Here is a 25150-nt window from a genome sequence, read left to right on the forward strand (position 1 = left end):
TTGCATCGGCTCCGAGCTGGGACTTTCCGACGCGCCTCAGACCAACCAGGCGGTCGCGTTCGGCGCCAGCTGACCTCCGTCGGTCGGTGCGCTGGCCAGCAGCACGTCTCCCGGCGGTAGCTGAATGGGCGCGTCCGAGGCGTTGAGCACGCAGACCAGTCCCCCCGGCCTGCGGAAGGCGAGACAACCCGCCGGGCTGCCGTACCACTCGATCCGATCCCCGGCGAACTCCGGCCGCAGCGCGCGCAGTTCGAGTGCCAGGCGATACAGCGACAAAGTCGACCCCAACTCCTCGAGTTGCGCTTCGACGGTCAGCGACGCCCAGTCGCCCGGAATCGGCAGCCACGGTGTCCCGGTGGTGAACCCGTACGGCGGCGCGGCACCCTCCCAGGGCAGCGGCACTCGGCAGCCGTCGCGGCCGCGCTGGGTGTGGCCGGAGCGCTCCCACACCGGATCCTGCAAGACGTCGTCCGGCAGGTCGTCGACGTTGGGCAGCCCCAGCTCGGCGCCGTTGTAGATGAACACCGCGCCCGGCAGCGCCAGTTCCAGCAGGATCATCGCCCGCGCCCGCGCGACGCCGAGCGCACCGCCGCCGTAGCGGGTGACCTCGCGCTCGATGTCGTGGTTCGACAACGTCCAGGTGGGCACGGCGAAGACCGGTGCGACGGCGGACAGCGAGTTGTCGATCGCGTCACGCACCGCGTCGGCGTCGAACGCCGATTCCGCGAGGCGGAAGTTGAACGCCAGGTGCAGTTCGTCGGCACGCACGTACTCGCCGAAGCGGGTGTTGTCGTTCACCCACACTTCACCGATGGTGACCGCGTCCGGGTACTCGTCGACCACCTTGCGGATCCGGCGGTGGATGTCGTGCACGGCGGGATTGTTGAACCGCGGGTCGCTGTCGTCGTGCGCGAGCAGGGCCGAGACGGACAGCTCGGGCATGTCGGGCAGACCGTCGGGTTTGGCCATGCCGTGTGCGACGTCGATCCGGAATCCGTCCACCCCGCGGTCGAGCCAGAACCGCAGCGTCTGCTCGAAATCGGCGGCGACCTCGGGGTCGGCCCAATTCAGGTCGGGCTGCTCACGGGCGAAGATGTGCAGGTACCACTGGCCGGGGGTGCCGTCGGGTTCGGTGATCCTGGTCCAAGCGGGGCCGCCGAAGATGCTCGGCCAGTTGTTCGGCGGCTCGGCGCCGCCGGGGCCGCGGCCGTCGCGGAAGATGTATCGATCGCGCTCCGGGCTGCCGGGAGCCGCCGCCAGCGCCGCGCGGAACCACGGATGCTGGTCGCTGGTGTGATTGGGCACCAAATCCATGGTGACCTTGATCCGGCGGGCATGCGCCTCGGCGATCAGCGCGTCCATCGCGGCGAGACCGCCGAAGAGCTGATCGATGTCGCGGGGATCGGCAACGTCGTAGCCACCATCGGCCATCGGCGAACGCATCACGGGGCAGATCCACAGCGCGTCGACGCCGAGCAGTTCGAGGTAGCCCAGTTTGTCCCGGACTCCCCCGAGATCGCCGACCCCGTCTCCGCTCGAGTCCGCGAAAGATCTCGGATAAACCTGGTAGAACACGGCCGACCGCCACCACGACTGCGTGGTGCGATCCACCGGCGCCGTTAAGGCTGGTGCATCACTCACATCCGCAATAGTGCCAAAGTTTCGAGGCGAAAGCCTTCTCCCGGCACACAGTTTCGAATGGCGGGCAAATACCCAGCACTGCCACCCGCACAGGCGAAAAAGGCTGCTCCGCTCCGCCTCTCGCGCGCAACCGGCACGTCAGCCGCTGTTCACCAGCGAATGTTTCGCCACCACAAGGCGGTAGAAAACACACCAACGCCGCGGTGCTGCGCCGTGGTCAGAACGGGGCGTTCACCAACGAGTTGGCAGCCATTTCCAGGTAGTCGAGCAGCGCCTTACGGTGCTCGTCGTCGAGCGTTTCCGGCTCGATCTCGGCGACCGCGATACGCATGCACCGCAGCCACGCGTCCCGCTCGATCGGTCCGATGGTGAACGGCATGTGCCGCATGCGCAAGCGAGGATGGCCGCGCTCGTCGGAGTAAGTGCGCGGACCGCCCCAATACTGCTCCAGGAACATCCGCAAACGACGCTCCGCCGGACCGAGATCCTCCTCCGGATACAGCGGGCGCAGCACCTCGTCGGCGGCCACCTCGCGATAGAACGTCGCGACGAGCCGCCGGAACGTCTCCGCCCCACCGACCGCCTCGTAGAACGACGTCGCCGTTTGCTCGCCCGAAGTCATAGACCCTCTCGCTTCACCGGATGCGCCGCTGTCCATTGTGCCCGCGCCCGGGCACCGCCGCCGTACCGCCCTTGCGCCGCCGATCGGCAACCGGAACATCGCGCCGGAATGGCACTTCAGCCACAGTTAACCGGACATTGTTGAAAATCACCGTGCAATGCCCGACATTCCATGGTCAACTGGGGGACAGTCTCTGCTTTGCAGATACCACATGATCCTGCCAATCATGAAATCGAGGTCGAGATGAAGCAGCGGCACGGCGCCCGATCACATGAGGCGCGAGCGCACCGACAACTCCAGCCCGCCGACGTCCACAATTGTGGGTCGGGGGCTACTCCGCTGCACATCTTGTCCGAACGATATCCGGGTGGACATCGTGGCCATCACGACCACGGACCCCGCCCGACCGCCCCGCCCGCCGAGGGCACGAACTGGCTCAAGACCAGGGTGTTGCTGTTGAACGCCACCTACGAGCCGCTCACCGCATTGTCCGCGCGCCGCGCGATCGTCCTCCTCATCTGCGACAAGGCCGACGCCGTTCACCACAACGACGAAGGGCCGGTAGTGCACTCCGCCGATACGTCGGTGGCCATTCCCTCGGTGATCCGCCTGCGCACCTACGTGCACGTTCCGTATCGCGCCAGGGTGCCGATGACCCGCGCCGCGCTCATGCACCGGGATCGCTATCGCTGCGGCTACTGCGGCGGCAAGGCCGAGACCATCGACCACGTCATCCCGCGCAGCCGCGGTGGGGAACATTCCTGGGAGAACTGCGTCGCCAGCTGCGCGCCGTGCAACCATCGCAAAGCCGACAAACTGCTCAGCGAGCTGGGCTGGACGCTGCGTGCCCCACTGGTCTCCCCGAAGGGCCCGCACTGGCGCCTGCTGTCCACTACCGCCGAACTCGACCCCGTGTGGTTGCAGTATCTCGACGAAGGCGCCGCCTGACCGATCAGGTGTACTCCACCACCAGCGTCGCCCAGGTCGGCGACGCCAGTGCCTCGAACACGTGCGGTTGGTCACCCGGGTACGCGATGTAGTCGCCCGGGTGTAGTTCGACGGGCGCGTCGACGGGGCCGACCAGCGCGCGCCCTTCGGCGAGCAGGACGTGCTCGACCACACCGACGCTATGCGGATCCGATCGCCGCGCATGCCCCGGTTCCGCGGTGATGCGGAACAGGTCGCGGCGGGAATAGGCCGGCCCGGCCGCCAGCAGCGTCGCCCGGTACTCCGACTGCTCGGCCGCCACCACCGGCCCCTCACCGGCGCGAATGACGTGCACGTTCGGGCGCGGCGGGTCGAGCAATCGGGAGAACGGCATGTCCAGGGCGACGCACAACGCCCACAAGGTCTCCAGGCTCGGATTCCCGGTTCCCGATTCCAATTGCGACAGAGTGGATTTCGCGATACCCGCCCGGCCGGCGACCTCGCTCAGCGAGAGTCCGGCCCTGGCGCGCTCGCGGCGCAGCGCGGCGGCGATCACCGCCTGTGGTGTTGTCGTCGCGTCCTGCTGCGTCATTCCCACCTCTGCTTGTTTTGCAGCGCCTTCGGCACCGCGTGTGCCGCGATTATGCCGTGGGGTCGTGGTGTTGCGGTTGCGCTGGAGTGCTGGATGGTTGCGGTGCGGACATGTTCACAGCGCGTGTCCTTCGGAGCTCTCGCCGGGAAACCATATTGACGAAGTGCGGCGTTATGTTCACTATAAACTACATGCGTTCGATATGGCGAACACTCGATCGGAATGCGCTGCTCGGGATCGGGGCGGTGTGCCTCGCCGTCGGTGTGATCGGGATTTCCTACGGGGCGACCGCGGTCGCGGCGGGCTTTCCGGTCTGGCTGCCGGTGCTGCTCGGGTGCGTGGTGCTGGCCGGAAGCTCGGAGTTCCTGTTTCTCGGGATCGTTGCCGCCGGCGGCAACCCGATCGCGGCCGTGCTGGCAGGACTGCTGGTGAACGCGCGGCATGTTCCGTACGGGCTGTCGGTTCCCGACGCGGTCGGCACGGGCTGGCGCCGCTCGCTCGGCGTTCATCTGATGAACGACGAGTCCGTCGCGATGACCATCGCGCAGCCCGACGCGCCACGCAGACGGGCGGCCTACTGGATCACCGGCGCTGGGGTGCTGCTCGCCTGGCCCGGCGGCGCCGCCGTCGGAGCGCTGATCGGATCGGTGGTCACCGACACCTCGGCGCTCGGACTCGATGCGGTGTTCCCCGCGGTCCTGCTAGCGCTGGTGTTGCCCGCGCTGCGTGACCGGACCACCCTCGCCGCGGTGGGTGTCGGCACCGCGCTCGCCCTGGTCAGCGCTCCGTTCCTACCCACGGGGCTGCCGGTGCTGCTCGCCCTGTCCGGGGTGCTGGTCGCGGCGCGGCAAAAGCCTCTACCAGCGACCGCGCGGGGAGCGGCGTGATGCTGGCCGCCGGAGTCGTCGCTCTCGCCGCGGGCACCTACGCGTTCCGCTGGGCCGGCCCCGCACTCCGCGACCGAGTGCGCCTTCCCGAACGTGTGGTGTGGCTGCTGGAGATCGGCGCCGTCGTATTGCTCACCGCGCTCGTGGCCGTCACCACCTTGCCGCTGGGCACCGCAGACCTCGGATTCGCGGTGCCCGCAGGCGTTTTCGCGGGTGGACTGGTCGCATGGTTCCGACGCCCCATTCTGCTGGTCATTCTCGCCGCAGCCGCGACGACGGCAGTCCTCCGCTACATCGGCGTCTCTTGAGCGGCACCGTGCCCGCAGCAGGAGGCGGCGCCGTCCCCTCCTGCCGACGGCGCCGCCTGTCCCATCGATCGCATCCGAGCGCTCCTGTGCTACTCGGGTTTACAGTCCGCGGCCCGCATTGGCACCGATCCAGCGGCAGCGAAAGAACTAGAGATGTGCGTATTTTCGATGCCGACCCCCGCTAGGCCGTGATGGTCACCCGGCGACTCACGCGACGGAGCGATACAGCGCGCGTTCGGACGGCCTCGCACCGCCGCGGCCGGAGCGACATGCGCTCGGCACCAGTTCCTTCAAACCGACCGAAAGGCAGTTTTCACTGCGGGAATCGGTCCGACGCGGCTGTAGGGCCTTGTCCTCCGTCGAGAGGTCGGCCGCCCACCGCGGATCGCGGGCGAGCAGGAATGAACGCACCAGCGCTTCGTGGGGAGGCAGCGGAGCGGCCGAGCCCCGCGACCCCATCCCGAATGATGATCGGTAGCGACGATCCCCGGCTGACCGCCCTCCGGCGCGGATGGTGCGCCGCACCCGGCGACGACCATCGAACGACGCGATCAACGCGGTAGCAGAGGAATTCCACCGCCGAGCCGACGCGCGACCGAGCCGTAGCGAGCGTCGAGTCGCAGCCAGGTTCTGGTCGCGCGGACACGGACGATCTCGGCGGCTGGGATACGGCGAGGGTCGGCCTTCTCCCCCGAGTGCGGGATGAAATCCATCGCCGTGAGCGCGAAGACGACACGCATCGGCACCTGCACCCGGGTGCCCGCGCCGGACACGGTCAGCACCGCCTGATCCAGCAACGAGGCGGGCGGGCCGTGGCCGCTGCCGTGTTCCTTCGCCAGCTGCGCACCCTGCTCGGCGAGCTCGACCAGGGTGCGTGCGGGCACGTCGTCGACGTGTGCGAAACCGTCGACGGGTGGCAGCGCGCCGCGCCATGCGGAGTCCATCGAATATCCGAGGTCGATCGGACTGCCACCGGCCGAACCGGCCAGCACGAGGTCGGCGCCGACCGTCACGTCGTCGACGCCGAGTTCGGCGACCACGGTGCGCATCGCCAGCGCTTCGAAACCCGTCGCCACCCAGGCCGAGACGTATTTCTCCCCGCGGCGGCGCAGGCGCACCACCGCCCCGGGGTCCAGCCGCACGGCCCTGGTCAGAAACGTCGCGAGATTCTCCCGCTCCGCCGGATCGGGCACATGCAGCACTCGTTGTTCCGCCATCACGGCCGCTCCGCCGTCAGCACTCCGCCGCCACCGACGCGGTCGCTCAGTCCATCCATTCGGACAGGTAATCACGCTCGGCGTCGGTGAGCCTGCGCAACCGCTGCGCCCGCATGTCGAACGCCGCGATCTGCGTGGACGCCACCACGGCTGCGGGCGAGTCGGGCAGCGCGCCCGCCGCCCGCACCTCGTAGCCGATGGTGAAGTCGACCGCGCGCAGCTGCTCGATCCACATGGCGATGTCCAGCGGCGTATCCTCATGCCGCAATTGACCGCGATAGCGGACACGCAGATCGGCGAGGACGCACCCCTCACGCAGCGGTGCGGTCGGGCGGCCGTCCTCGAACAGCCACGGAATGCGCGCCTCTTCCAGCAGCGTCACCATCCGGGCATGGTTGACGTGCTGGAACACGTCCATGTCCGACCACCTGACATCCACCTTGGCGTGGAACCGCTTGGGCAGCACCAGGCTGCCCGCGGCCTTCCCGCTGCCGCTCACCGAACTCGTCAACGTGGTACCTCCGATTGAGCGCCCACCCCGCTCACCATGCTCCGCACTTGCCGCGCTGCAACCGACAACGTGGCGAGATCGTGGGTTCCGGACTCGAACAATTCCGACAGCGCCGCCCTGGCTCTGCCGAGGCGGGACTGATTCTTCGACTCCCAGTATGCAATCTTCTCGTCCGCCGTCTCCTCGGGGTCGCCGCCGGAGAGCACGTCGAGCGTGAGCGAGCGCAGCGACCCGTACATGTCGTCGCGCAGCGCGAGCCGCGCCAGCGCGTGCCAGCGGTCGCCGCGTTCGAGGTGGCTGACCGCCTGCAGCAGCCAGTCGATCTTGAGGTGGTCGTTGAGCGCGTAGTACAGCGACCCGACCTCGTCTCCGTCCCGGTCGGTGATGTCGGCGATGTCCACGATGTCCAGCAGCGGGAAGAGGTGGAGCAGACCGAACACCTCGGTGGCGAGGTCGGTCGGCGCACCGCGAGCGATCAACTCGGCGGACCGGTCGGTGAGCGAGAACACGTGGTGCCCGCGCAGCCATCCCGGCACCTTGGGGGCGAGTTCCCGCACGTCGGCCCGGTACCGGCTGATCTCGGAGCCCACCGCGATCGGCTGCGGGCGATTGCTCAGCAGCCACCGGGATGCCCGGTCGAGGGTCCGCTTCGTCTCCAGTTCGAGCAGGTCGCGCACCGGGGTCGGCGCGTCACAGGCGCGGATTCGCGCCCATCGTTCGTCCAGGTCGAAGATTCCGCTCGCCGCGGCGAAGGCGCGCACCGCGTCGGTGGTGGTGGCGCCGACCTCTTCGTTCAACCGGTGCGCGTAGGTGATGCCGCCGTAGTCCACCATCTCGTTGACGATCATGGTGGTGACGATCTCCCGGCGCAGCCGGTGACGTTTGATCGCCGCTCCGAACCGGTCGCGCAGCGGCGTGGGGAAGTACTCCGGCAGCCGCGCGGCGAAGTATTGACTGTCGGGCAGGTCGGAATCGAGCAGATCGGCCTTGAGCGAGAGCTTCACGTGCGCCATGAGATTGGCCAGCTCGGGCGAGGCCAGTCCGGCGTTCTCCTCCAGCCTGTGCTTCATCTCCTGGTCCGAGGGCAGCGCCTCGAGTTCGCGGTCCAGGCCGCGACGCTGTTCGAGTTCCTCGATGAGCCGCGTCTGCACGCTGAGCATCTGCGGCGCCTCGGTGCGCGAGATGCCCATGAGGAAGTTCTGCGCCACATTGTCCTGCAGGACCATCTGGGCGACCTCGTCGGTCATGGAGGCCAGTAGCGGGTTGCGCTCGTCCGGCGGCAGCTGACCGCCGGAGACCACGGCGTCGAGCAGGATCTTGATGTTGACCTCGTGGTCGGAGCAATCCACGCCCGCCGAGTTGTCCAGCGCGTCGGTGTTGATCTTGCCGCCGTTGCGGTTGAACTCGATGCGGCCGAGGGCCGTGGCACCGAGATTGCCGCCCTCGCCGATCACCTTGACTCGCAACTGATCCCCGTTGACCCGGACCGCGTCGTTGGACTTGTCGCCCACCTCGGCGTTGGTCTCGGTGCTCGCCTTGATGTAGGTGCCGATACCGCCGTTCCACAACAGATCCACCGGAGCGAGCAGGATCGCGCGAACCAGATCCGGCGGCGACAGCGATACGACGTCGTCGCCCAGGCCGAGAGCCGCCCTGGCCTGCGGGCTGATCGGCACGGCCTTCACGGTGCGATCCCACACACCGCCACCGGGGCTGATCAGCGACGTGTCGTAATCCGCCCACGACGACCTCGGCAACGCGAACAACCGCTGCCGCTCCCGGTACGACCGCGCCGCGTCGGGAATCGGGTCGAGGAAGATGTGGCGGTGGTCGAAAGCGGCCACCAGACGAATGTGCTCGGACAACAACATGCCGTTGCCGAACACGTCACCACTCATGTCACCCACACCGACCACCGTGAAGTCCTGGGTCTGAGTGTCGATCTCCATCTCACGGAAATGCCGCTTGACGCTTTCCCACGCACCCTTGGCGGTGATGCCCATCGCCTTGTGGTCATAACCCGCCGAACCACCGGAAGCGAACGCATCACCCAACCAAAAGCCATAACTTTGGGCCACGTCGTTGGCGATGTCGGAGAACGTCGCAGTGCCCTTATCGGCCGCAACGACCAGATAGGTATCGTCACCGTCACGCCGCACCACCCGAGCGGGCGGAAGCACCTCCCCGCTCGCGCGATCCACGTTGTCGGTGACATCCAGCAGGCCCGAGATGAACGTGCGATAGCAAGCCACACCCTCGGCGCCCAGCGCCTGCCGGTCCGCGACCGGATCACCGGTGGCCGCGGGTGGTTGCTTCACCACGAAACCGCCCTTGGCGCCGACCGGCACGATGACCGCGTTCTTCACCGCCTGCGCCTTCACCAGGCCCAAGATCTCCGTACGGAAATCCTCCAAACGGTCCGACCACCGCAATCCACCACGGGCCACCGGCCCGAAGCGCAGGTGCACGCCTTCCACCCGCGGCGAGTACACGAAGATCTCGAACTGCGGCTTCGGCTTGGGCAATTCGGCGATCTCCCGTGGCTCGACCTTCACCGACACGAAGTCGCGCGGTTTGCCTTCCGCGTCGGTCACGTAGAAGTTCGTCCGCAGCGTCGCTTTGACCAGGCCGAGGATCGCGCGCAGGATGCGGTCCGCGTCCAGGCTGACCACCTCGTCGATCCGCCCGCGCACCTGGGTCTCCAGTTCCGCGGCGTGCTCGGCGGAGACGGTGTCGGGGTCGAAGCGCGCCGCGAACAGGTCGACGAACAGGCGCGCGATATCCGGATAGGTGAGCAGCACACGGCAGATGTTGGCCTGGCTGTACGGAAAATTGGCCTGCTGCAAGTACTTCGCGTAGGTGCGCAGGATCGACACGGCCCGCCACGGCAACCGGGCACGCAGCACGAGCTCGTTCATCCCGTCCGCCTCCGCGCGGCCGTACCACATGGCCGCGAAGGCTTCCACGAACCGTTCCCGCAGCCCGCGCACCTCCGCCTCCAGCACGTCGGCGCGTTTGGAGGACTCGAGCAGTTCGGCGTCCAGATCGCGGTCGAGCGAACTGCGCAGCAGCTCCGGTCGGGCCAGCAGGCCGAAGTCGTAGATCCACCGCTCACCGCCGGTGCCGTCCGCCGCCGCCTCCAGCGCGATCTGGTACGGCCGCTCGTCGACCACCTCCACACCGAGGCTCTGCAACAGCGGAAGCACCTGGCTCAAGGAGATGCCGCTACCACCGACGTAGAGCGTGAAACGCCACGAGCCCGGCGCCGAATCCGGCTTCCGGTACAGATATTGATCGATGACGCCGTCTCGCAAATGTTCCAGGCGCACGATGTCCCTCAGCGCGCGGGCCGCGGCGAAATCCTGTTTGTAACCCTCGGGGAAGGCCTCCGCGTATCGCTGCACCACCGCGGGATCCAGCACCGTCGACGTGCTCACCTCGTCGTTCAGCCGGTCCTCCCAGGTGCGGCTGGCCTCGGCGAGCAGGTTCTGCAAGCGCAGCCTGGTGGGCTCGGAGGTATCGGCGCCGGGCGGCGTACGGCGCGGGACACCGAGTTCGGCCTCCGGCATGCGCACGGTGAAATACACTCGCGCCAACTCGCTTTCGCCCACCCGCGCGGAGTAGTCGATGGACACGCCACCCAGTTCGCGGACCAGGATCTCCTGCATCTCGAGCCGAGCGCTGGTGGTGTACCGGTCCCGCGGCAGGTAGACCAGGCAGGCGACATAGCGACCATAGGTGTCCGCGCGCAGGAACAGGCGCACCTGGCGCCGCAGGCTGACGCTCAGCACGGCGGTGGCGGTGCGGCGCAGCGTCTCGCTGTCGGCGGAGAACAGCTCGGTGCGCGGGAAGGACTGGATGACCTCGAGCATGGCCTGACCGGAGAACGAGTCCAGGTCGAATCCGCTCTCCTCGATCGCCGAACGGACCCGGCGTTCGATCACCGGGATGTCCAGAACGTTCTCGTGCACGGCGGTGACGGTGAAGACGCCGATGAACAGGTGTTCACCGACGATGGTTCCGTCGGCGTCGAAATCGGCGACACCGACGAAATAGGGATACACCGCACGATGCACGGTGGCGGGGACCAGCCCCTGGGTCAGCGTGAGCAGCGGACGGTCACCGCCGTTGACCGGCACGTGGAAGTCGGTGCCCACGTCGGGCCGCAGCACGCCGAGGCAGGTGTCGGGCACGACGGTGGACATCTCGCGGCCCTGGTCGGTGCTCAGTCGGTAGCGCGCGTAGCCGAGCAGGGTGAAGTTCCCCCCGGCCAGCCAACGCAGCAAGTGAGCGGTGTCGGTCAGTTCGGTCGGCTGGAACGGCGCGGACCCGGATTGCGCGGCCGATTCGAGATCGTCGGCCAGTCTGCTCTGCACGTCTTCGATGGCCTCGGTGTCGCCGATCACCTGACGCACGTCGTCCACCACGTCCGGCACCGCGGATTCGATCTTGGCCAGCAGCGCCGCACTGGTCGACGGGTGCAATTGCACGTGCATCCAGGACTCCCGCAGTCCCGCCCCGCCGGTGCCGTCCACCTCGTGCGCGGCGGCGTGCGTCAGCCGCCCCTCCTCGTCCCGCTCGACCTCGAAGATCGGGTGGATGATCTCGCTGACGCTGGCGCCGATCCGGCTCAGCGACGAGCTGATCGACTCGACCAGCAGCGCCATGTCATCGGTGACGATCTGCACCGCCGCACCGATTCCGGAGCCGTCGTCCGGGTGGTACACCCGCACCAGTGCGCGACCGGGGCGGCGCGTCACCGCCAACTCCAAGTGCCTTCGGAAGATCTGGGTGATGCCGGTGATCGCACAGTCCACATCGCCCGCGTCGACGTGGCGGAAGTACGCCTCCTCGAGCGTCGCGAGTTCGCCGCGCAGTGACTGCGGCAAACCCGCGGCCCACGCCGCGCTGGACAATTCGGACGAGACGGTCATTTTTCGCCAACTCCCTCGGATATCGGTTCCGTAACAAAGTGACGCCGGTCCGAGAGTAACTGTGCGCCGATGACGCGTGGGTGAATTCCCTTTTCACATCCGGTGGTTCACCACGACGGCGGAGTTCGCCGCTCGTGTGCCGAGATCACACGCGACAACCTCGGGCACAGCACAGAAGTCGGACCCGCGAACGTCAGGTGAGCGCGACAGGTCGTATCCGTGGCGGCAGCGGCGCCGCACCGGTACCTCGGGTCAGCTCGACCACCGCGTCGGCGGTCGAAGCCACCGATTGCTCGAACTGCGCCTGCGCATTCACGACTCCCACCCTAGCGAGCTACGCGTGGGTAGGTGTCACTCCTGTTCCGCGTTCCCCGGAAAGACTTTTCGCGCCACCCCACCGCGGCCGTCGCCCCCGCTCTCGACCCGAACTCCGGCTCAACCGGCCCCGCATGGCACACCAGCAAACGCCAGGCAGCGCGCACTCGCTCATGGCAGGCAGGCGGGCACCCTGGCAAGGAGAAACCTCGCCGACACCAGATCCAGCGGCGGTGAAGGTGCCCCGGACGTATATCGAACAGTCGGAGCCCTTCCCCGCTCACCGACCAGGCCCAACAAGGTTTACGCTGCGCGGGGCGAACTGTATCCGAGTGACCCACCCCGGGAACATATGCGTCCGACGTCCCTGTCTTGCCCCCTATGGCCCCCAGCAACCACCGCCGACCGGGGCCCTCCACAGGCGAGGTCCTGCGCCGCCCGAAGTCGAACCGTGGGATCCGCCGAAATCCGGGCTTTCGCGGCGTTGTCGACCTCGCCCGGCCACAGCATCCAGGCAGTGCGACACGTAGGGCGGGTGCGGCCGCACCGTGCACCCGCCTACGCCGACGAACTCAGCCGCGGGTGAGTTTGCGGTGCGTAACCCGGTGCGGGCGGGCCGCTTCCGGGCCGAGCCGCTCGACCTTGTTGGCTTCGTACGCTTCGAAGTTGCCCTCGAACCAGAACCACTTGGCCTCGTTGTCGGAGTCGCCCTCCCACGCGAGGATGTGGGTGCAGGTGCGGTCCAGGAACCAGCGGTCGTGCGAGATGACCACGGCGCAGCCGGGGAACTTCTCCAGCGCGTTCTCCAGCGAGCCGAGGGTCTCGACGTCGAGGTCGTTGGTCGGCTCGTCCAGCAGGATCAGGTTGCCGCCCTGTTTGAGCGTCATCGCCAGGTTCAGCCGGTTGCGTTCACCGCCGGACAGAACGCCCGCGGGCTTCTGCTGGTCGGGGCCCTTGAAGCCGAACGCGCTCACGTAGGCGCGCGACGGCATCTCCTGCTGGCCGACCTCGATGTAGTCGAGGCCGTCGGAGACCACCTGCCAAACCGTCTTCTTGGGGTCGATGCCCGCGCGATTCTGGTCGACGTAGCTCAGCTTGACCGTCTCGCCGACCTTCACCTCGCCGCTGTCCGGCGACTCGAGCCCGACGATGGTCTTGAAGAGCGTGGTCTTACCGACGCCGTTGGGCCCGATCACGCCGACGATGCCGTTACGCGGCAGGGTGAACGACAGGTCCTTGATCAGCTGACGGTCGCCGAAGCCCTTGTCCAAGTGCTCGACCTCGACCACCACGTTGCCCAAGCGCGGGCCCGCGGGAATCTGGATCTCCTCGAAGTCGAGCTTCCGCATCTTCTCGGCCTCGGCCGCCATCTCCTCGTACCGGCCGAGGCGAGCCTTGTTCTTGGCCTGCCTGGCCTTGGCGCCGGAACGGACCCAGGCGAGCTCTTCCTTGAGCCGCTTCTGCAGCTTCTGGTCCTTCTTGCCCTGGACCTCGAGCCGCTCGGCCTTCTTCTCGAGGTAGGTGGAGTAGTTGCCCTCGTACGGGTAGGCGCGGCCGCGGTCCAGCTCCAGAATCCACTGGGCGACGTTGTCCAGGAAGTACCGGTCGTGGGTGACCGCGAGCACGGCGCCCTGGTACTGCGCCAGGTGCTGTTCGAGCCAGTTCACGCTCTCGGCGTCCAGGTGGTTGGTCGGCTCGTCGAGCAGCAGCAGGTCGGGCTTGCTCAGCAGCAACTTGCACAGCGCCACGCGGCGGCGCTCACCACCGGAGAGGTTGGTGACCGGCTCGTCCGGCGGCGGGCAGCGCAGCGCGTCCATTGCCTGCTCGAGCTGGGAGTCCAGGTCCCACGCGTCGGCGTGATCCAGGTCCTCCTGCAGCTTGCCCATCTCCTCCATGAGCTCGTCGGAGTAGTCGGTGGCCATCAGCTCGGCGATCTCGTTGAAGCGATCCAGCTTCACCTTGATCTCGCCCATGCCCTCCTCGACGTTGCCGCGGACGGTCTTCTCCTCGTTGAGCGGCGGCTCCTGCTGGAGGATCCCGACGGTGGCGCCGGCGGCGAGGAACGCGTCACCGTTGTTCGGCTGGTCCAGTCCGGCCATGATCTTCAGCACGCTGGATTTACCCGCGCCGTTCGGGCCGACGACGCCGATCTTGGCGCCAGGAAGGAAGTTCAAGGTGACATCGTCGAGCACGACTTTGTCGCCGTGCGCCTTGCGAACCTTCTTCATTTGGTAGATGAACTCAGCCATAAGTGTGAAGCCTATCGGTGCGAGAGATGGGGGGACGAAGCAGAGCTACCCTGCCGCCGGGACGAAAACCGGCCATGCGATCAAGCGTCGACCGGCTCGGGCGCGTTGCCGCGCGGCGGTGCCGAATCGGCGGCAACGATATTCTCCCCCGGCGCGTCGCCCACCGGCACCTGACCTTCAGCGCTCGCGAGAGCGGAAGTATTCCGTGGCGGCAGGTCGGACAGCCGCGTCAAGTGCGCGACACAGCGGGACAGGTCCGGTCCGACCGCGGTGGCGCGCATCTCCAGATCCCGTCGCTCCACACCGTCCTTGCTCCGGTACTCGTGGGAGCGCAGCTGGCCGTAGGCGATGATCGGATCGCCGCGCCGCAGTGACGCGTCGACACCTGCCACCAGCCTGCGCCAGCAGCTGACGGTGAGATAGAGGGTGCCGTTGTCCACCCATTGCCCCGACGTCTGGTCCAATCGGCGGGAATTGCTGGCCAACCGGAAGGTGACCACCTGCTCGCCATTGGTCAGATCACGCTTGACCGGATGGGTGGCGATCGTTCCGATCACGGTCGCATTCGCCTCGTACATAGCTACGCCCCTTCACATTCGGATCCGGAACCGCCCGGAATGTCCTCCCCCTCCAGGAGGCACTTCCAGCGTGCGCCGATTTCGCGGACCCGAGCGATCCGATCCGGGAATGTGCACAACTTCCCGAAATGTGAAGACCGAGCTTTCACGCCCGCGTGGTCAGAACACCGCCACGTCGGTATTGGCGCCGCAGAGGACCACGACCGGTCGCTCGTCCGGCGCGGGAACGTAGACGCCGCTGTGCACTGCGGCCAGCGCCGTGGCGCCGGACACTTCCACCAGGATGCGGAATTCACGCCACAGATATTCCCGCGCCGCGCTGATCGCGTCGTCGCTGACCAGCACCGAGCGCACGCCGTGGCGGCGGGCGACGTCGAGTGCGATGTCACCGATCCGGGTCGGCCCCAGCGAGTCGACGGTGATCCCGGACCCGACAATGTCCACCGGACGCTCGGCCGCCAACGCCGCGCGCAGGATCGCGGCGCCGTCGGGTTCCACCCCGATCACCCGCTGACGCCGCCCGACCGCGGCCGCGATGCCCGCGACCAGTCCGCCACCGCCCACCGCGGCCAGCACCGGTGGCCGACCACGTACCTGCTCCTCGAGTTCCAGCCCCACCACACCGATGCCCGCGACCACCGCGGGCAGGTCGTAGCCGTGCAGCAGCAGCGCGCCCCGTTCGGTGGCCAGCTCGGTCGCGTGCTGCAAGGCCTCGGCGTAGCAGGTGCCGTGCCAGAGCACCTCCGCGCCGTGCGACCACATCGCGGCGACCTTGGTGTGCGGCGCCGTCTCCGGGACGACGACGGTGCAGGATTTTCCGAGCCGCGCCGCGGCCAGCGCAGCCGCGATACCCGCGTTGCCGCCGGAGGCGATCACCACCTGATCGACCCCGGCGCCCGACTCGAGCAGCGCGTTGAGGCTGCCGCGTACTTTGAACGTCCCGCCGTGCTGGAGGTGCTCGAGCTTGATCGTCACCGGGACGGGACCGGACGGGCTCGCGATGGAGGTGTGGAAGACCGGCGTCTTACGGATCTGCCCCGCCAGCCGCTTGCGTGCGGATCGCACGTCCGACCGTTCCACCCGCCCGGCCGGTCTGTGTGGGGAGACCGTGGTGGCGCGTTCACTCACTTACGCACTTCTCCATCTCGCTTGGCCAGTTCGGCGAACATCGCGTTGTGTGCGGCGAGTGCGGCGTCGTTGTCGCGTTCGGCGGCTCGATCGGTGCGCTGCGCGAGTCGCTGATCGCTGCGCGACCATTGGATCAGCAACGCCAGCATCACCACCACCAGGGGGACCTCACCGCTCGCCCACGCGAGGCTGCCGCCGGTGCGCTGGTCGCCGAGCAGATCGCCGTTCCAGCCGAGACCGAGGCCGTGGTAGAACCAGCCGCCGAGCACCGTGGTCATGCTCATCAGCGCGATGCCGAAGAACGCGTGGAACGGCAGCGAGCCGAACACCATGGCGAGCTTGGTCAACGACTCCACCTGCCTCGGCTTGGGATCGATGCCGATCACCACCCAGTAGAACAGGTAACCGCTGAGCAGGAAGTGCACGTTCATCAGCAGGTGCGCCGCGTGCGAGTCGGCGTAGGCGTCGAAGATGCCGCCCAGGTACAGCGCGTAGAAGCCGCCGACGAAGATCGCCGACGCCACGATCGGGTGGGTCAGGAAACGCGAGACCGGGTTGTGTACCGCGGCCAGTAGCCATTCCCGCGGACCCGGCACGCCACCGCGGCCGGCCGGCGGCAGCGCGCGCAGCGCCAGCGTCACCGCGCCACCGAGCGCCAACAGGATCGGCGCGAGCATGGACAGCGCCATATGGGCTCCCATATGCACGCTGAACATCGCGGGTGAGTACCGGCCGACGCCGGCAGAGGTGGCGACGAGCAGCACCACACAACCGGACAGCCAGGCGAACGTCCGCCCGGCCGGCCACGCGTCACCCCGCGCTCGCAGCCGCCGCACGCCGAGCAGGTACAGCACCGCGAGCACGATGGACAGCGTTCCGAAGATCAGATCGAACCGCCAGTCGAACGCCAGGCGGGCGAAGCTGGGCGGCCCGGCCAGGTTGTAGCCCAGCTCCACTTCGACCGGCGTCGGAACGGAATCCGGCGGTGGCGGCGGCGTACGGCCGAGCCCGACCGCGAGGCCGATGGTCGCGGCGAAGATCAATACTTCGACGCCCGCGTACCGCACCAGGGCCAACCGGTCGCCGGGATCGGCCGCCAAGGCGGGCAACGAGGCGCGGCGCTGCACGTAACCGAACACACCGAGCACCGCCAGCGCGGCGGCCTTGGCCAGCACCAGCCTGCCGTAGGTGCTGGAGAGCAGTTCGTCCAGCGGCACGCGGACCCAGGAGTTGATCACGCCGCTGACCGCGATCACGGCGAAGGCGACCGTGGCGGTCGACGAGAAACGCCGGGCCGCGACGTCGGTGTACGCACCGCCGCGCAGGGCGTGCGCGAGCACCGCGAACAGGCCGCCGACCCAGACGGCGGACGAGATCAGATGCAGGATCAGGCTGTTGGTCGCCACGTCGTGCGACCCGCCCGAGGAGGAATGGCCGGTCAACGCCAGCGGCATCATGGTGGCGATCGCGGCCCCGAGCAGGACCGGAGTCCAGCCCCAGCGCAATGCGAGGCGGCAGCCCACGGCGACGATCAGGGCGAAAACGACGGTCGTCCGCCAAGCTCCGGCCAACTCGATTCGATCGATCGCCTGCCACAGTTCCTGCGGGCGCAGAACATCCCCCACCGGCCGTCCGGTGGTGTCCGAAACCGTCAGCGGCACCAGCAGCGCCGCGCAACACGCCCAGACCACCGCGAAATTCGACGCCCTGCGCACCGCGCGATACCCGCCGACGTCCAGCAGCCCGTTCGACTGCGGCGGCACCAGGAAGGCCGCGAACAACAGCGAGCCGACTGTCAGCGCGGCCGACAGGTCGGCGAGCGCCCGGACCGCGGGCAGTCCGTAGGTGGTCGCCGCACCCGGGTCGGGGATGCCGAGCAGGCTCAGTGCCTGCGCCGCCGACAACCCCACCACCAGCGCCGCGACCACGGCGGCGGTGGCGCCGGCCAGCGCGGTGATCGTGCCGAACGTCGCCCCCGACCGAGCGGCCTCGACTCGGGGAGCGGCGGACGAGGTGGGGGCGGAGGACATACGACTGAGCGTAGTTCGGCGAGTATTCCGTGGCCCGGTCGGGTTTGTACCGATATCCTTGGCCCCGATCACCACGGCGCGTCACCTACTGTTCGGGATGGCTGAAACGTTGCTAACGCTAAGAATCCGGCCACCTGGACGCTCGCTATAATCGACTCGCTGGACAGCACGGCCAATGTCGGCCATCGTAGAACCCGCTGCCTCCGTAGCTCAGTTGGATAGAGCAAGGGCCTTCTAATCCCTAGGTCGCAGGTTCGATTCCTGCCGGGGGCGCAACAACCCCTGTGACCTGTACATACAACGGGTCACAGGGGTAGTACCCACCGAGCGCGACGCTCAAACACCAAAGAACATTGCCCGGTCGGCTTCCCTATCCGGAGCGTAATTTCGACGATCCGGCCGAGTTCGCCGACGACTTCGCGACCGAGTTGCGGCACCGCTTCGGAGCAGCCGGCCAGGAAGTACGGCGGCACGCCGAAGGTGGCCCGGAAGATCGCCGTGGGTGAGCACGCCCATGATGAGGATTCGGTCGCGGAGGGCCGCAGTACGCTGTCGCCGGTGAGTTCTCCGGTCCTGGACCACATCGATCGCGCGATCGTGCACGCGCTGCACATCGACGGGCGCGCACCGTTCAGCCGCATCGCAGCGGTGCTCGGCGTGTCCGATCAGACGGTCGCACGGCGGTATCGCAGGCTGCGCGCCACCGGGCAACTGCGGGTGGTCGGCCTGCCGAACTCCCGGCGACTGGGGTGGGTGGAGTGGTTCGTCCGGGTCCAGGTGACCCCCGACGCGGCGGTGGCTGTCGCCGATGCGCTGGCCCGGCGGCCGGATACCTCGTGGGTCTGCCTCACCTCGGGCGGCACGCAGATCGTCTGCGTCACCCGCACCCGCAGTTCCCGAGAGAGCGATGCCCTGCTGCTCGGGCAGTTGCCGAAGACGCCGCGGGTCACCGGCGTCACCGCGCACTGCCTGCTGCGCGTCTTCGCGGGCGGTCCGGCCGGCTGGCACGGCCGGGCCGACTCGCTCACCGCCGAGCAGATCGCCGCGCTGGCCCCGTCTCAACAGGCGTCGACAGCGCCTGCGGAGGGCGACGAGGAATTGTTCGCCATCCTCGCGCAGGACGGTCGCGTCGGTTACTCCGACATCGCCCGGGCGACCGGGTGGTCCGAGATGACGGCCAAACGCCGCCTGGCCCAGTTACGCGAGTGCGGTGCGTTGTTCTTCGACGTGGATATCGATCCGGTACTGCTGGGATTCGAGACGCTGGCGATCCTGTGGCTGACCGTCGACCCGGCACGGGTGCGGCAGGCCGCCGAGGCGATCGCCGCGCATCCCGACGTCGCCTTCGCCGCCGCCACCACCGGCCCCACCAACCTGCTGCTGTTCGCGGCCTGCCGCGATGTGGACGCCCTCTACGACTTTCTCGAACAGGGCATCGGCAACCTACCGGGCATCCGCGGCGTGGAGAGCGCTCCGGTCATCCGTAACAGCAAGCGAGTCGGCGCAGCCCTCACCCGAACACGCCGCTGAGCGCGACACATACTTCCGCCCTATTCGGTGCACAGACCGGGCGGGAGCCGTTGCGTGGCCGGGTGAGCGATTCCACCATTACAGACGGCAATATGTCGAAATCCCGCAATCAACGGGCGGTGACTGGAACAGGTGCCCCACGGCGGCCCAGCCTTTTGGGCATGACCGACATCGATCGCATCGACCACTCCGTCCTCTACACCACCGACATGGATGCCACCGCCGGAACATACGAGGCGCTCGGCTTCACCCTCACGCCGCTGTCCATGCACATGGGCTCGGATCGGCCCGGTGGTGAGCGCAAACCGATGGGTGCGGGCAACCGGTGCGCGCTGTTCGGCTCGACCTACCTGGAACTGCTCGGGCTGTTCGGGGACGGTTCGGTCGATCCGTGGCAGATCCGGCCCCTGATCGCACAATACGAGGGTCTGCACGGCTGCTCGTTCGGCTGCGCGGACGCCGAAGCGGTCGAGCGCCGGCTGCGCGCGGCCGATCTGTCGTCGTCCGGGGTGCTGCCGCTGCAACGCGACGTGGACACCCCCGACGGCCCGGCGACCGCGCGGTTCGAGGCGGTGCACCTCGACCGCGCGCTGACCCCCGAGGGGCTGATCCACATCGCCCGGCATCTGACGCCCGAACTGATCCATCAGTCCCGCTACCTGGACCACGCCAACGGCGCCACCCACTTGCACAGTGTGCTGCTCGTCGTGGACGACACGGAACTGGCGGCGACCGTCGACCGCTACGCCCGCATCCTCGACGTCCGGCCGCTGACCGAGCCGCCGCTGACGGTCCTGCCGCTGACAGTGGGCCGGATGGAGATCGTCGCGGTCTCCGACTTCGAGGCGGTCCTGCCCGGGGAGCCGGTGCCCGCACTGCCCTACCTCGCGGGCCAGGCCGTCGCCGTCGCCGATCTCGACGCCGCGCGGAAACTGGTGGTTGGCAACGGTTTCACCGTGCGCGAGCTGCCCGGGGGATTCTTTGTCGGGGCTGCCGAGGCCCGCGGCGGGGCGGTCGCCTTCCTGGCGGCATGAGCGATGAACGAACTGGTACACGCGCCCGCCGGGGCATTGCGCGGTGTCAGCAGCGGGTCGGTGACCGCGTTTCGCGGCATCCCGTTCGGCCGGGCCGCGCGGTTCGCCGCGCCGGGGCCCGCTGCCGCCTGGACCGGGATACGCGATGCTCGGCGGCCGGGTCCGGCGTCTCCACAGCCACGCTCGCGGCTGGAACGGGTGATGGGGCCGGGCAGTGCACTCGACAGAAGCGAGGACTGCCTGTCGCTGAACGTATGGACACCGGGCGGCACCGGGCTGCCGGTGCTGGTCTGGCTGCACGGCGGCGGGTTCTCCAGCGGTTCGGGCGCCGAAGCCTGGTACGACGGCTCCCTGTTGGCCGAGCGTGGGCGGATGGTGGTCGTCACGGTCAACTACCGACTCGGCGTATTGGGGTACCTGTACTTGGCGCCGGAATACGGCCCGCCCAATGTGGGCTTGCTGGACCAGGTCGCGGCGTTGCGCTGGGTGCGGGAGAACATCGCGGCGTTCGGCGGCGACCCGAGACGCGTCACGCTGGCAGGTCAGTCGGCCGGGGCGCTGTCGGCGCTCGCACTGCTCCGCCACCCGGCCGGTGTAGGGCTGTTCCGGCAGGTCATCCTGCAGAGCACGCCGACAGGGACGCGGCCGTACGCCCCGGCCGCGGCCGCCGGGATCGGGCGGCAATTCCTCGAGGTACTCGGCCTGCACCCCGAGAAGGCGGATCGGCTACGGGCCGTGTCGATCGGCCGATTGCTGTCCGCACAGGGAGAGCTGGCCCGGCGGCGGGCCGTACCGCTGGACGTGACACCGCCGTTCCAACTGGTCGCCGCGGGCGGGGTGTCCGCCGACCTGGTGGGCGGACTGCCCCGTGACCTGCCGATGCTGGTCGGCACGACCCGCGACGAAGCCCGCGCGTTCTTCCCCGACGGGCCTGCGGAGCTGACCGAACGGTTCTTCGGCCTCGACGGCCTGCCGACCCGATCGGCCTTCGCTTTCCGGTTCGACTGGTCTCCGCCGGACAGCCTGTTCCGAGCCTGCCACTGCATCGACCTACCCTTCGTGTTCGGCCGTCTCGAGGCCTGGCGCACGGCGCCGATGCTGGCCGGCGCGGACCCGGCCGACCTGCGGCGACTGACCATGAAGGTGCAGCAGGCCTGCGCTGCGTTCGTGCACACCGGTGATCCCGGCTGGGCCGGGTTCCCGCACATCGAGCACTTCGTCTAGGTCCGTGTCTCGAGCCGAGATCACCGAAGCCTCACTCGCCGCCGATCGCGACGACGTACTTGCCGGAACCTCGTCCAGTGGCAAGCAGATCGTGTATTTCAGCGACCCGGTCCAGCGAGTCGACCACCGTCACCGGCAGTTCCAGTCCGCCGTCACCGACCTTGGCCAGACCGTCGGCGAGGGCCGCGGCGACTCTGTGCGGCACCGTGTCCCGCAGCCGGCTGATGCTGAACCCGATCAGGGCGACGTTGCCGCCGATGAGCCGGGCCAACGGCGGCAACGGCGTGGGCGTGCCACCGGTCGCGTTGCCGAACAGCACGATTCGCGCACCGGGCGCGGCCAGTTCCAGGTCGAGCTCGAGATTCGCGGTACCGGTCGGATCGAGGATGACGTCCACCCCGCCCGGGGCCGCGGCCCGCACCGCGGCGACGACATCCTCGCCGCGCGCGGTGACGACATCCCACCCCGCCGCGAGCCCGTCCGCGATCTTGTCCGGCCTGCCCACCGTGCCCAACCGCGGGCCCGCGCCCTCGGCGGCCGCCAGTCGCGCGACCGCGTGGCCGACTCCCCCGCTGGCCGAGTGCATGAGCACCGAGTCGCCGGGCCGCAGCCGGGCGGCATCGCGCAGCAACAACGTGGCGGTCGACAGCACGAGCGGCGCGGCGGCCGCGACCGGTAGCGGTACGGCGGCGGGTACCGCGGTGACCACGTCGGCGGAAGCGAGTGCGACCTCGGCCAGCCCGCCCGCGCGGGTCAACGCGGCGACGCGGTCTCCGACGGCGAAACGGTCGACCCCCGCGCCGAGCGCGCGCACCCGGCCCGCCACCTCCAGCCCGGGCGTGTACGGCCAGCCGGAGGCATATCCCGCGTCGCCGCGTCGCGCCATGACATCCATGAAGTTGATACCTGCGTAGGCGACCTCGATCGCCAGCTCGCCCGGACCCGGGCGCGGCTCGTCGGTCGAGACGACCCGCGTCGTGGTGGCATCCGGCGCCGGACCGGTCAGCTGCACTGCCCGCATGAGGACCCCTTATTCGATGTTCGATGTTCGTCGAACATAGAATAAGCACGGTAGCCTGGTTTCACCAAGGAGGAGGGAGTGCGCACATGGCCCGATCGCAACGGAACACGGCCCCACCGCGGCACCCCGACGTCGCCGAGCTGGACCTCCTCGACATCCTGCACGCGCTGTCCGACCGGACCAGAATGACGATCGTGCGGACGCTGTGGACCGGGCCGGAGCGGGTTTGCGGCACCTTTCCCGTGGATGTCGCGCCCTCGACGCTCAGCCATCACTTCCGTGTCCTACGCGAAGCCGGCCTGATCCACCAGCGAGACGAAGGCACCAAGCGCTGGACATCACTGCGCCGCAACGATATCGAGGCCCGATTCCCCGGCCTCGTCGGCCACATAGTCGACGCCTTCGAACGCGCGTGAATCACACCGTGGTGCGCAACCGCCAGGACCCGAAAAGTGCGGCGACTACGGCGTAGGGCGCGGACCGCAGTCGCCGAGCCCGCCTGCCCGCCACCGGAAGCGGGCACGCCACCGGACCCGGCGGCTAGATCGTCGCGGTCGACGAGGCGATGTCGTCGGCCAGCGGGGCGATGGCGCCCAGGATCTGGGCGACCAGATCGGCGGGCACGCCCGCCGCGGTGAGCGACGCCTCCAGATGCCCCGCTACCAAGCCGAAGTGCTGCATGGTGATACCCCGGCCCTGGTGTACCTGCTTCATCGGAGCACCGGTGTACGGGATGGGACCGCCGAGGGCCGCGGCGAAGAACTCGACCTGTTTTCCCTTCAAGCGCGACATGTTCGTGCCGGTGAAGAATCCGGCCAGTTCACCGTCGGCGAGCACGCGGGTATAGAAATCTTCCACGACGACCTCGAGTGCCGCGTGACCGCCGATCTGGTCGTAGATGCTGCTGGTTGTCTTGCTCTTCCCGAGCCAGGAGGGCATTCGCATGGCTACCAGGACACCACCGGACTGTTGCGTCCGGATTAGTACAGTGTCGCGACTCTTTTGCCTTCGTCGCAACGCGATTACTCGCTCCTCACCGCCACGCGGGCATCGCTGAGATAGTTTCGCAACACGTACGGAAAGCCTTCATCCGCACATCGCTTCCATCGCTGCCGCCAATAGCCGGATGCCGTGGTCGATCTCGTCGTCGGCGATCGTCAGGGGCGGCATCAATTTGATCACCTCGTCCATCGAACCGGACGTCTCCACGAGCAAGCCACGATCGAAAGCGGCCCGGCCGACCTTTTCCGCGAGAGACGTGTCCTCGAACGCGACGCCGTGCACCAGGCCCCGCCCCCGCGTCGAGACTCCGGGGAAGGTCGAGACGAATTCGCCCAGGGCTCGCGCGATCCGCTCCCCCTTGGCGACGGTCGCGAGTTCCAGTGCGGAATCCGACCAATAGTGCTCGAGCGCGACACGCCCCGTCACGAACGCCGCGTTGTTGCCCCGGAAGGTGCCATTGTGCTCACCGGGCGCCCACTGATCGAGCTCCGGCCGAAACAACACCAACGCCATCGGCAGACCGTAGCCGCCGATCGACTTCGACAACGTCACGATATCGGGCGTGATCCCGGCGACCTCGAAAGAGAAGAACGGCCCGGTACGGCCGCAACCCATCTGCACGTCGTCGACGATCAACAGAATGCCGCGGGCCGAACACAATTCGGCCAGTCCGCGCAACCACTCCGTCCGGGCCACATTGATGCCGCCTTCGCCCTGCACCGTCTCCACGATCACCGCCGCAGGCTTGTCCAACCCCGATGACGGATCATCCAGCGCCTTACGCATCCACAGCAGATCGTCGGCGACACCGAGATACCCGTCGTATGGCATCGGCATCGCGTGCCCGAGCGACACCCCTGCACCCGACCGCTTCGCGGCGTTCCCGGTCACCGCCAGCGCGCCCAGCGACATCCCGTGGAAAGCGTTGGTGAAGCTCAGCACGGTCTGCCGCCCGGTCACCTTGCGCGCGAGCTTCAACGCGGCCTCGACCGCGTTGGCTCCGGTCGGCCCGGGGAACTGGACTTTCCAATCCAGCCCGCGCGGGGCGAGGACGTTGTCGCGCAACACTTCCAGCAACCGCCGCTTGGCGACGGTGGACATGTCCAGCCCGTGGGTGATGCCGTCCCCGGCGATGTAGTCGAGCAGCGCCCGCTTGAGTACGGGGTTGTTGTGGCCGTAGTTGAGCGAGCCCGCGCCCGCGAAGAAATCCAAGTACTCCTTGCCGTTCTCGTCGCGCAACCACGCTCCGCTGGCGGTGTCGAAGACGGCGGGCCAGCAGCGACAGTACCCGCGCACGTTCGATTCGAGTGCCTCGAAAACAGTCATCTCGGCGACGGTCATCGGCGTTCCTTACTCGTCGTGCGCGAGCGCTCCACAATCTGAAGTGAGAGTGTTTCTAA

At 68.2% G+C, this 25150-nt stretch carries 21 protein-coding genes and 1 tRNA gene; 8 read left to right on the forward strand and 14 right to left on the reverse strand.

What is annotated here, in order from left to right:
* Positions 1-36: 36 nt before the first annotated feature.
* Together ACWESM_RS21750 and ACWESM_RS21755 are read right to left on the reverse strand one after the other, a co-directional pair.
* Positions 37-1611: a glycoside hydrolase family 13 protein gene (locus tag ACWESM_RS21750; protein WP_356968362.1), complete on the reverse strand. Its 1575-nt coding sequence runs from the start codon at positions 1609-1611 to the stop codon at positions 37-39.
* A gap of 247 nt (positions 1612-1858) precedes the next feature.
* Positions 1859-2263, reverse strand: a complete 405-nt coding sequence (locus tag ACWESM_RS21755; protein ID WP_195043276.1) for a globin — start codon at positions 2261-2263, stop codon at positions 1859-1861.
* A gap of 243 nt (positions 2264-2506) precedes the next feature.
* Between ACWESM_RS21755 and ACWESM_RS21760 the strand changes: the two genes are divergently transcribed.
* Positions 2507-3211 carry an HNH endonuclease gene (locus ACWESM_RS21760; protein WP_355075927.1) on the forward strand — a complete coding sequence of 235 codons (705 nt, stop codon included), beginning with the start codon at positions 2507-2509 and terminating at the stop codon, positions 3209-3211.
* 4 nt (positions 3212-3215) lie between these two features.
* Here ACWESM_RS21760 and ACWESM_RS21765 read toward each other — a convergent pair whose 3' ends face one another.
* Positions 3216-3782: a helix-turn-helix domain-containing protein gene (locus ACWESM_RS21765; RefSeq protein WP_397279285.1), complete on the reverse strand. Its 567-nt coding sequence runs from the start codon at positions 3780-3782 to the stop codon at positions 3216-3218.
* 191 nt (positions 3783-3973) lie between these two features.
* On the opposite strand from ACWESM_RS21765, the gene ACWESM_RS21770 reads away from it, so the two are divergent.
* On the forward strand, positions 3974-4669 hold the full coding sequence (locus tag ACWESM_RS21770) for an AzlC family ABC transporter permease (RefSeq protein WP_364429702.1): 696 nt from the start codon (positions 3974-3976) through the stop codon (positions 4667-4669).
* Positions 4669-4977 (forward strand): AzlD domain-containing protein, encoded by a 309-nt coding sequence (locus ACWESM_RS21775; protein ID WP_355075921.1) that lies wholly within the window; start codon positions 4669-4671, stop codon positions 4975-4977. Before ACWESM_RS21770 ends, ACWESM_RS21775 begins: the two co-directional genes overlap by 1 nt.
* 551 nt (positions 4978-5528) lie before the next feature.
* Here ACWESM_RS21775 and ACWESM_RS21780 read toward each other — a convergent pair.
* From ACWESM_RS21780 to ACWESM_RS21815, 8 genes are all read right to left on the reverse strand, one after another.
* Positions 5529-6194: a hypothetical protein gene (locus ACWESM_RS21780; RefSeq protein WP_355075919.1), complete on the reverse strand. Its 666-nt coding sequence runs from the start codon at positions 6192-6194 to the stop codon at positions 5529-5531.
* A gap of 46 nt (positions 6195-6240) precedes the next feature.
* Complete coding sequence (locus ACWESM_RS21785) at positions 6241-6705, reverse strand: acyl-CoA thioesterase (protein ID WP_452493430.1); 465 nt, start codon at positions 6703-6705, stop codon at positions 6241-6243.
* Positions 6702-11639, reverse strand: coding sequence for an NAD-glutamate dehydrogenase (locus tag ACWESM_RS21790; RefSeq protein WP_397279282.1), 4938 nt, complete (start codon positions 11637-11639; stop codon positions 6702-6704). Before ACWESM_RS21790 ends, ACWESM_RS21785 begins: the two co-directional genes overlap by 4 nt.
* Positions 11640-11832: 193 nt before the next feature.
* On the reverse strand, positions 11833-11955 hold the full coding sequence (locus ACWESM_RS21795) for a hypothetical protein (RefSeq protein WP_355075915.1): 123 nt from the start codon (positions 11953-11955) through the stop codon (positions 11833-11835).
* Positions 11956-12526: 571 nt separating this feature from the next.
* Complete coding sequence (ettA, locus tag ACWESM_RS21800) at positions 12527-14203, reverse strand: energy-dependent translational throttle protein EttA (RefSeq protein ID WP_039796561.1); 1677 nt, start codon at positions 14201-14203, stop codon at positions 12527-12529.
* Positions 14204-14283: 80 nt separating this feature from the next.
* On the reverse strand, positions 14284-14781 hold the full coding sequence (locus tag ACWESM_RS21805) for a single-stranded DNA-binding protein (protein WP_452493432.1): 498 nt from the start codon (positions 14779-14781) through the stop codon (positions 14284-14286).
* Positions 14782-14940: 159 nt separating this feature from the next.
* A complete protein-coding gene (locus ACWESM_RS21810) occupies positions 14941-15909 on the reverse strand; it encodes a serine/threonine dehydratase (protein WP_355075911.1) in 969 nt (322 codons plus the stop codon).
* Positions 15906-17939, reverse strand: coding sequence for a cytochrome c oxidase assembly protein (locus ACWESM_RS21815; protein ID WP_452493434.1), 2034 nt, complete (start codon positions 17937-17939; stop codon positions 15906-15908). Before ACWESM_RS21815 ends, ACWESM_RS21810 begins: the two co-directional genes overlap by 4 nt.
* Positions 17940-18138: 199 nt before the next feature.
* Here ACWESM_RS21815 and ACWESM_RS21820 point away from each other — a divergent pair.
* From ACWESM_RS21820 to ACWESM_RS21835, 4 genes are all read left to right on the forward strand, one after another.
* Positions 18139-18212, forward strand: a tRNA-Arg gene (locus ACWESM_RS21820).
* A gap of 285 nt (positions 18213-18497) precedes the next feature.
* Complete coding sequence (locus tag ACWESM_RS21825) at positions 18498-19469, forward strand: Lrp/AsnC family transcriptional regulator (RefSeq protein WP_452493435.1); 972 nt, start codon at positions 18498-18500, stop codon at positions 19467-19469.
* A gap of 161 nt (positions 19470-19630) precedes the next feature.
* Positions 19631-20503, forward strand: coding sequence for a VOC family protein (locus ACWESM_RS21830; protein ID WP_355075905.1), 873 nt, complete (start codon positions 19631-19633; stop codon positions 20501-20503).
* 3 nt (positions 20504-20506) lie between these two features.
* The gene (locus ACWESM_RS21835) at positions 20507-21727 is read left to right on the forward strand and encodes a carboxylesterase family protein (RefSeq protein WP_452493438.1); all 1221 of its coding nucleotides are present in this window, start codon (positions 20507-20509) and stop codon (positions 21725-21727) included.
* A gap of 31 nt (positions 21728-21758) precedes the next feature.
* Here ACWESM_RS21835 and ACWESM_RS21840 read toward each other — a convergent pair whose 3' ends face one another.
* On the reverse strand, positions 21759-22748 hold the full coding sequence (locus tag ACWESM_RS21840; protein WP_364429728.1) for a quinone oxidoreductase family protein: 990 nt from the start codon (positions 22746-22748) through the stop codon (positions 21759-21761).
* A gap of 86 nt (positions 22749-22834) precedes the next feature.
* Between ACWESM_RS21840 and ACWESM_RS21845 the strand changes: the two genes are divergently transcribed.
* Positions 22835-23164, forward strand: coding sequence for an ArsR/SmtB family transcription factor (locus ACWESM_RS21845; protein ID WP_356968276.1), 330 nt, complete (start codon positions 22835-22837; stop codon positions 23162-23164).
* Positions 23165-23288: 124 nt separating this feature from the next.
* Here ACWESM_RS21845 and ACWESM_RS21850 read toward each other — a convergent pair whose 3' ends face one another.
* A complete protein-coding gene (locus ACWESM_RS21850) occupies positions 23289-23687 on the reverse strand; it encodes a group I truncated hemoglobin (protein ID WP_355075990.1) in 399 nt (132 codons plus the stop codon).
* Positions 23688-23834: 147 nt separating this feature from the next.
* Positions 23835-25091 carry a diaminobutyrate--2-oxoglutarate transaminase gene (ectB, locus tag ACWESM_RS21855; protein ID WP_452493440.1) on the reverse strand — a complete coding sequence of 419 codons (1257 nt, stop codon included), beginning with the start codon at positions 25089-25091 and terminating at the stop codon, positions 23835-23837.
* Between the last annotated feature and the right edge of the window lie 59 nt (positions 25092-25150).

It is taken from the genome of Nocardia sp. NPDC003999, assembly GCF_053604885.1.

Coding starts and splice junctions, on each gene's coding strand:
- ACWESM_RS21755 (WP_195043276.1), bottom strand. CDS start 2,263: ATGACTTCGGGCGAGCAAACGGCGACGTCGTTCTACGAGGCGGTCGGT.
- ACWESM_RS21760 (WP_355075927.1), top strand. CDS start 2,507: ATGAAGCAGCGGCACGGCGCCCGATCACATGAGGCGCGAGCGCACCGA.
- ACWESM_RS21765 (WP_397279285.1), bottom strand. CDS start 3,782: ATGACGCAGCAGGACGCGACGACAACACCACAGGCGGTGATCGCCGCC.
- ACWESM_RS21770 (WP_364429702.1), top strand. CDS start 3,974: ATGCGTTCGATATGGCGAACACTCGATCGGAATGCGCTGCTCGGGATC.
- ACWESM_RS21775 (WP_355075921.1), top strand. CDS start 4,669: ATGCTGGCCGCCGGAGTCGTCGCTCTCGCCGCGGGCACCTACGCGTTC.
- ACWESM_RS21780 (WP_355075919.1), bottom strand. CDS start 6,194: ATGGCGGAACAACGAGTGCTGCATGTGCCCGATCCGGCGGAGCGGGAG.
- ACWESM_RS21790 (WP_397279282.1), bottom strand. CDS start 11,639: ATGACCGTCTCGTCCGAATTGTCCAGCGCGGCGTGGGCCGCGGGTTTG.
- ettA (WP_039796561.1), bottom strand. CDS start 14,203: ATGGCTGAGTTCATCTACCAAATGAAGAAGGTTCGCAAGGCGCACGGC.
- ACWESM_RS21805 (WP_452493432.1), bottom strand. CDS start 14,781: ATGTACGAGGCGAATGCGACCGTGATCGGAACGATCGCCACCCATCCG.
- ACWESM_RS21815 (WP_452493434.1), bottom strand. CDS start 17,939: ATGTCCTCCGCCCCCACCTCGTCCGCCGCTCCCCGAGTCGAGGCCGCT.
- ACWESM_RS21830 (WP_355075905.1), top strand. CDS start 19,631: ATGACCGACATCGATCGCATCGACCACTCCGTCCTCTACACCACCGAC.
- ACWESM_RS21835 (WP_452493438.1), top strand. CDS start 20,507: ATGAACGAACTGGTACACGCGCCCGCCGGGGCATTGCGCGGTGTCAGC.
- ACWESM_RS21840 (WP_364429728.1), bottom strand. CDS start 22,748: ATGCGGGCAGTGCAGCTGACCGGTCCGGCGCCGGATGCCACCACGACG.
- ACWESM_RS21845 (WP_356968276.1), top strand. CDS start 22,835: ATGGCCCGATCGCAACGGAACACGGCCCCACCGCGGCACCCCGACGTC.
- ACWESM_RS21850 (WP_355075990.1), bottom strand. CDS start 23,687: ATGCCCTCCTGGCTCGGGAAGAGCAAGACAACCAGCAGCATCTACGAC.
- ectB (WP_452493440.1), bottom strand. CDS start 25,091: ATGACCGTCGCCGAGATGACTGTTTTCGAGGCACTCGAATCGAACGTG.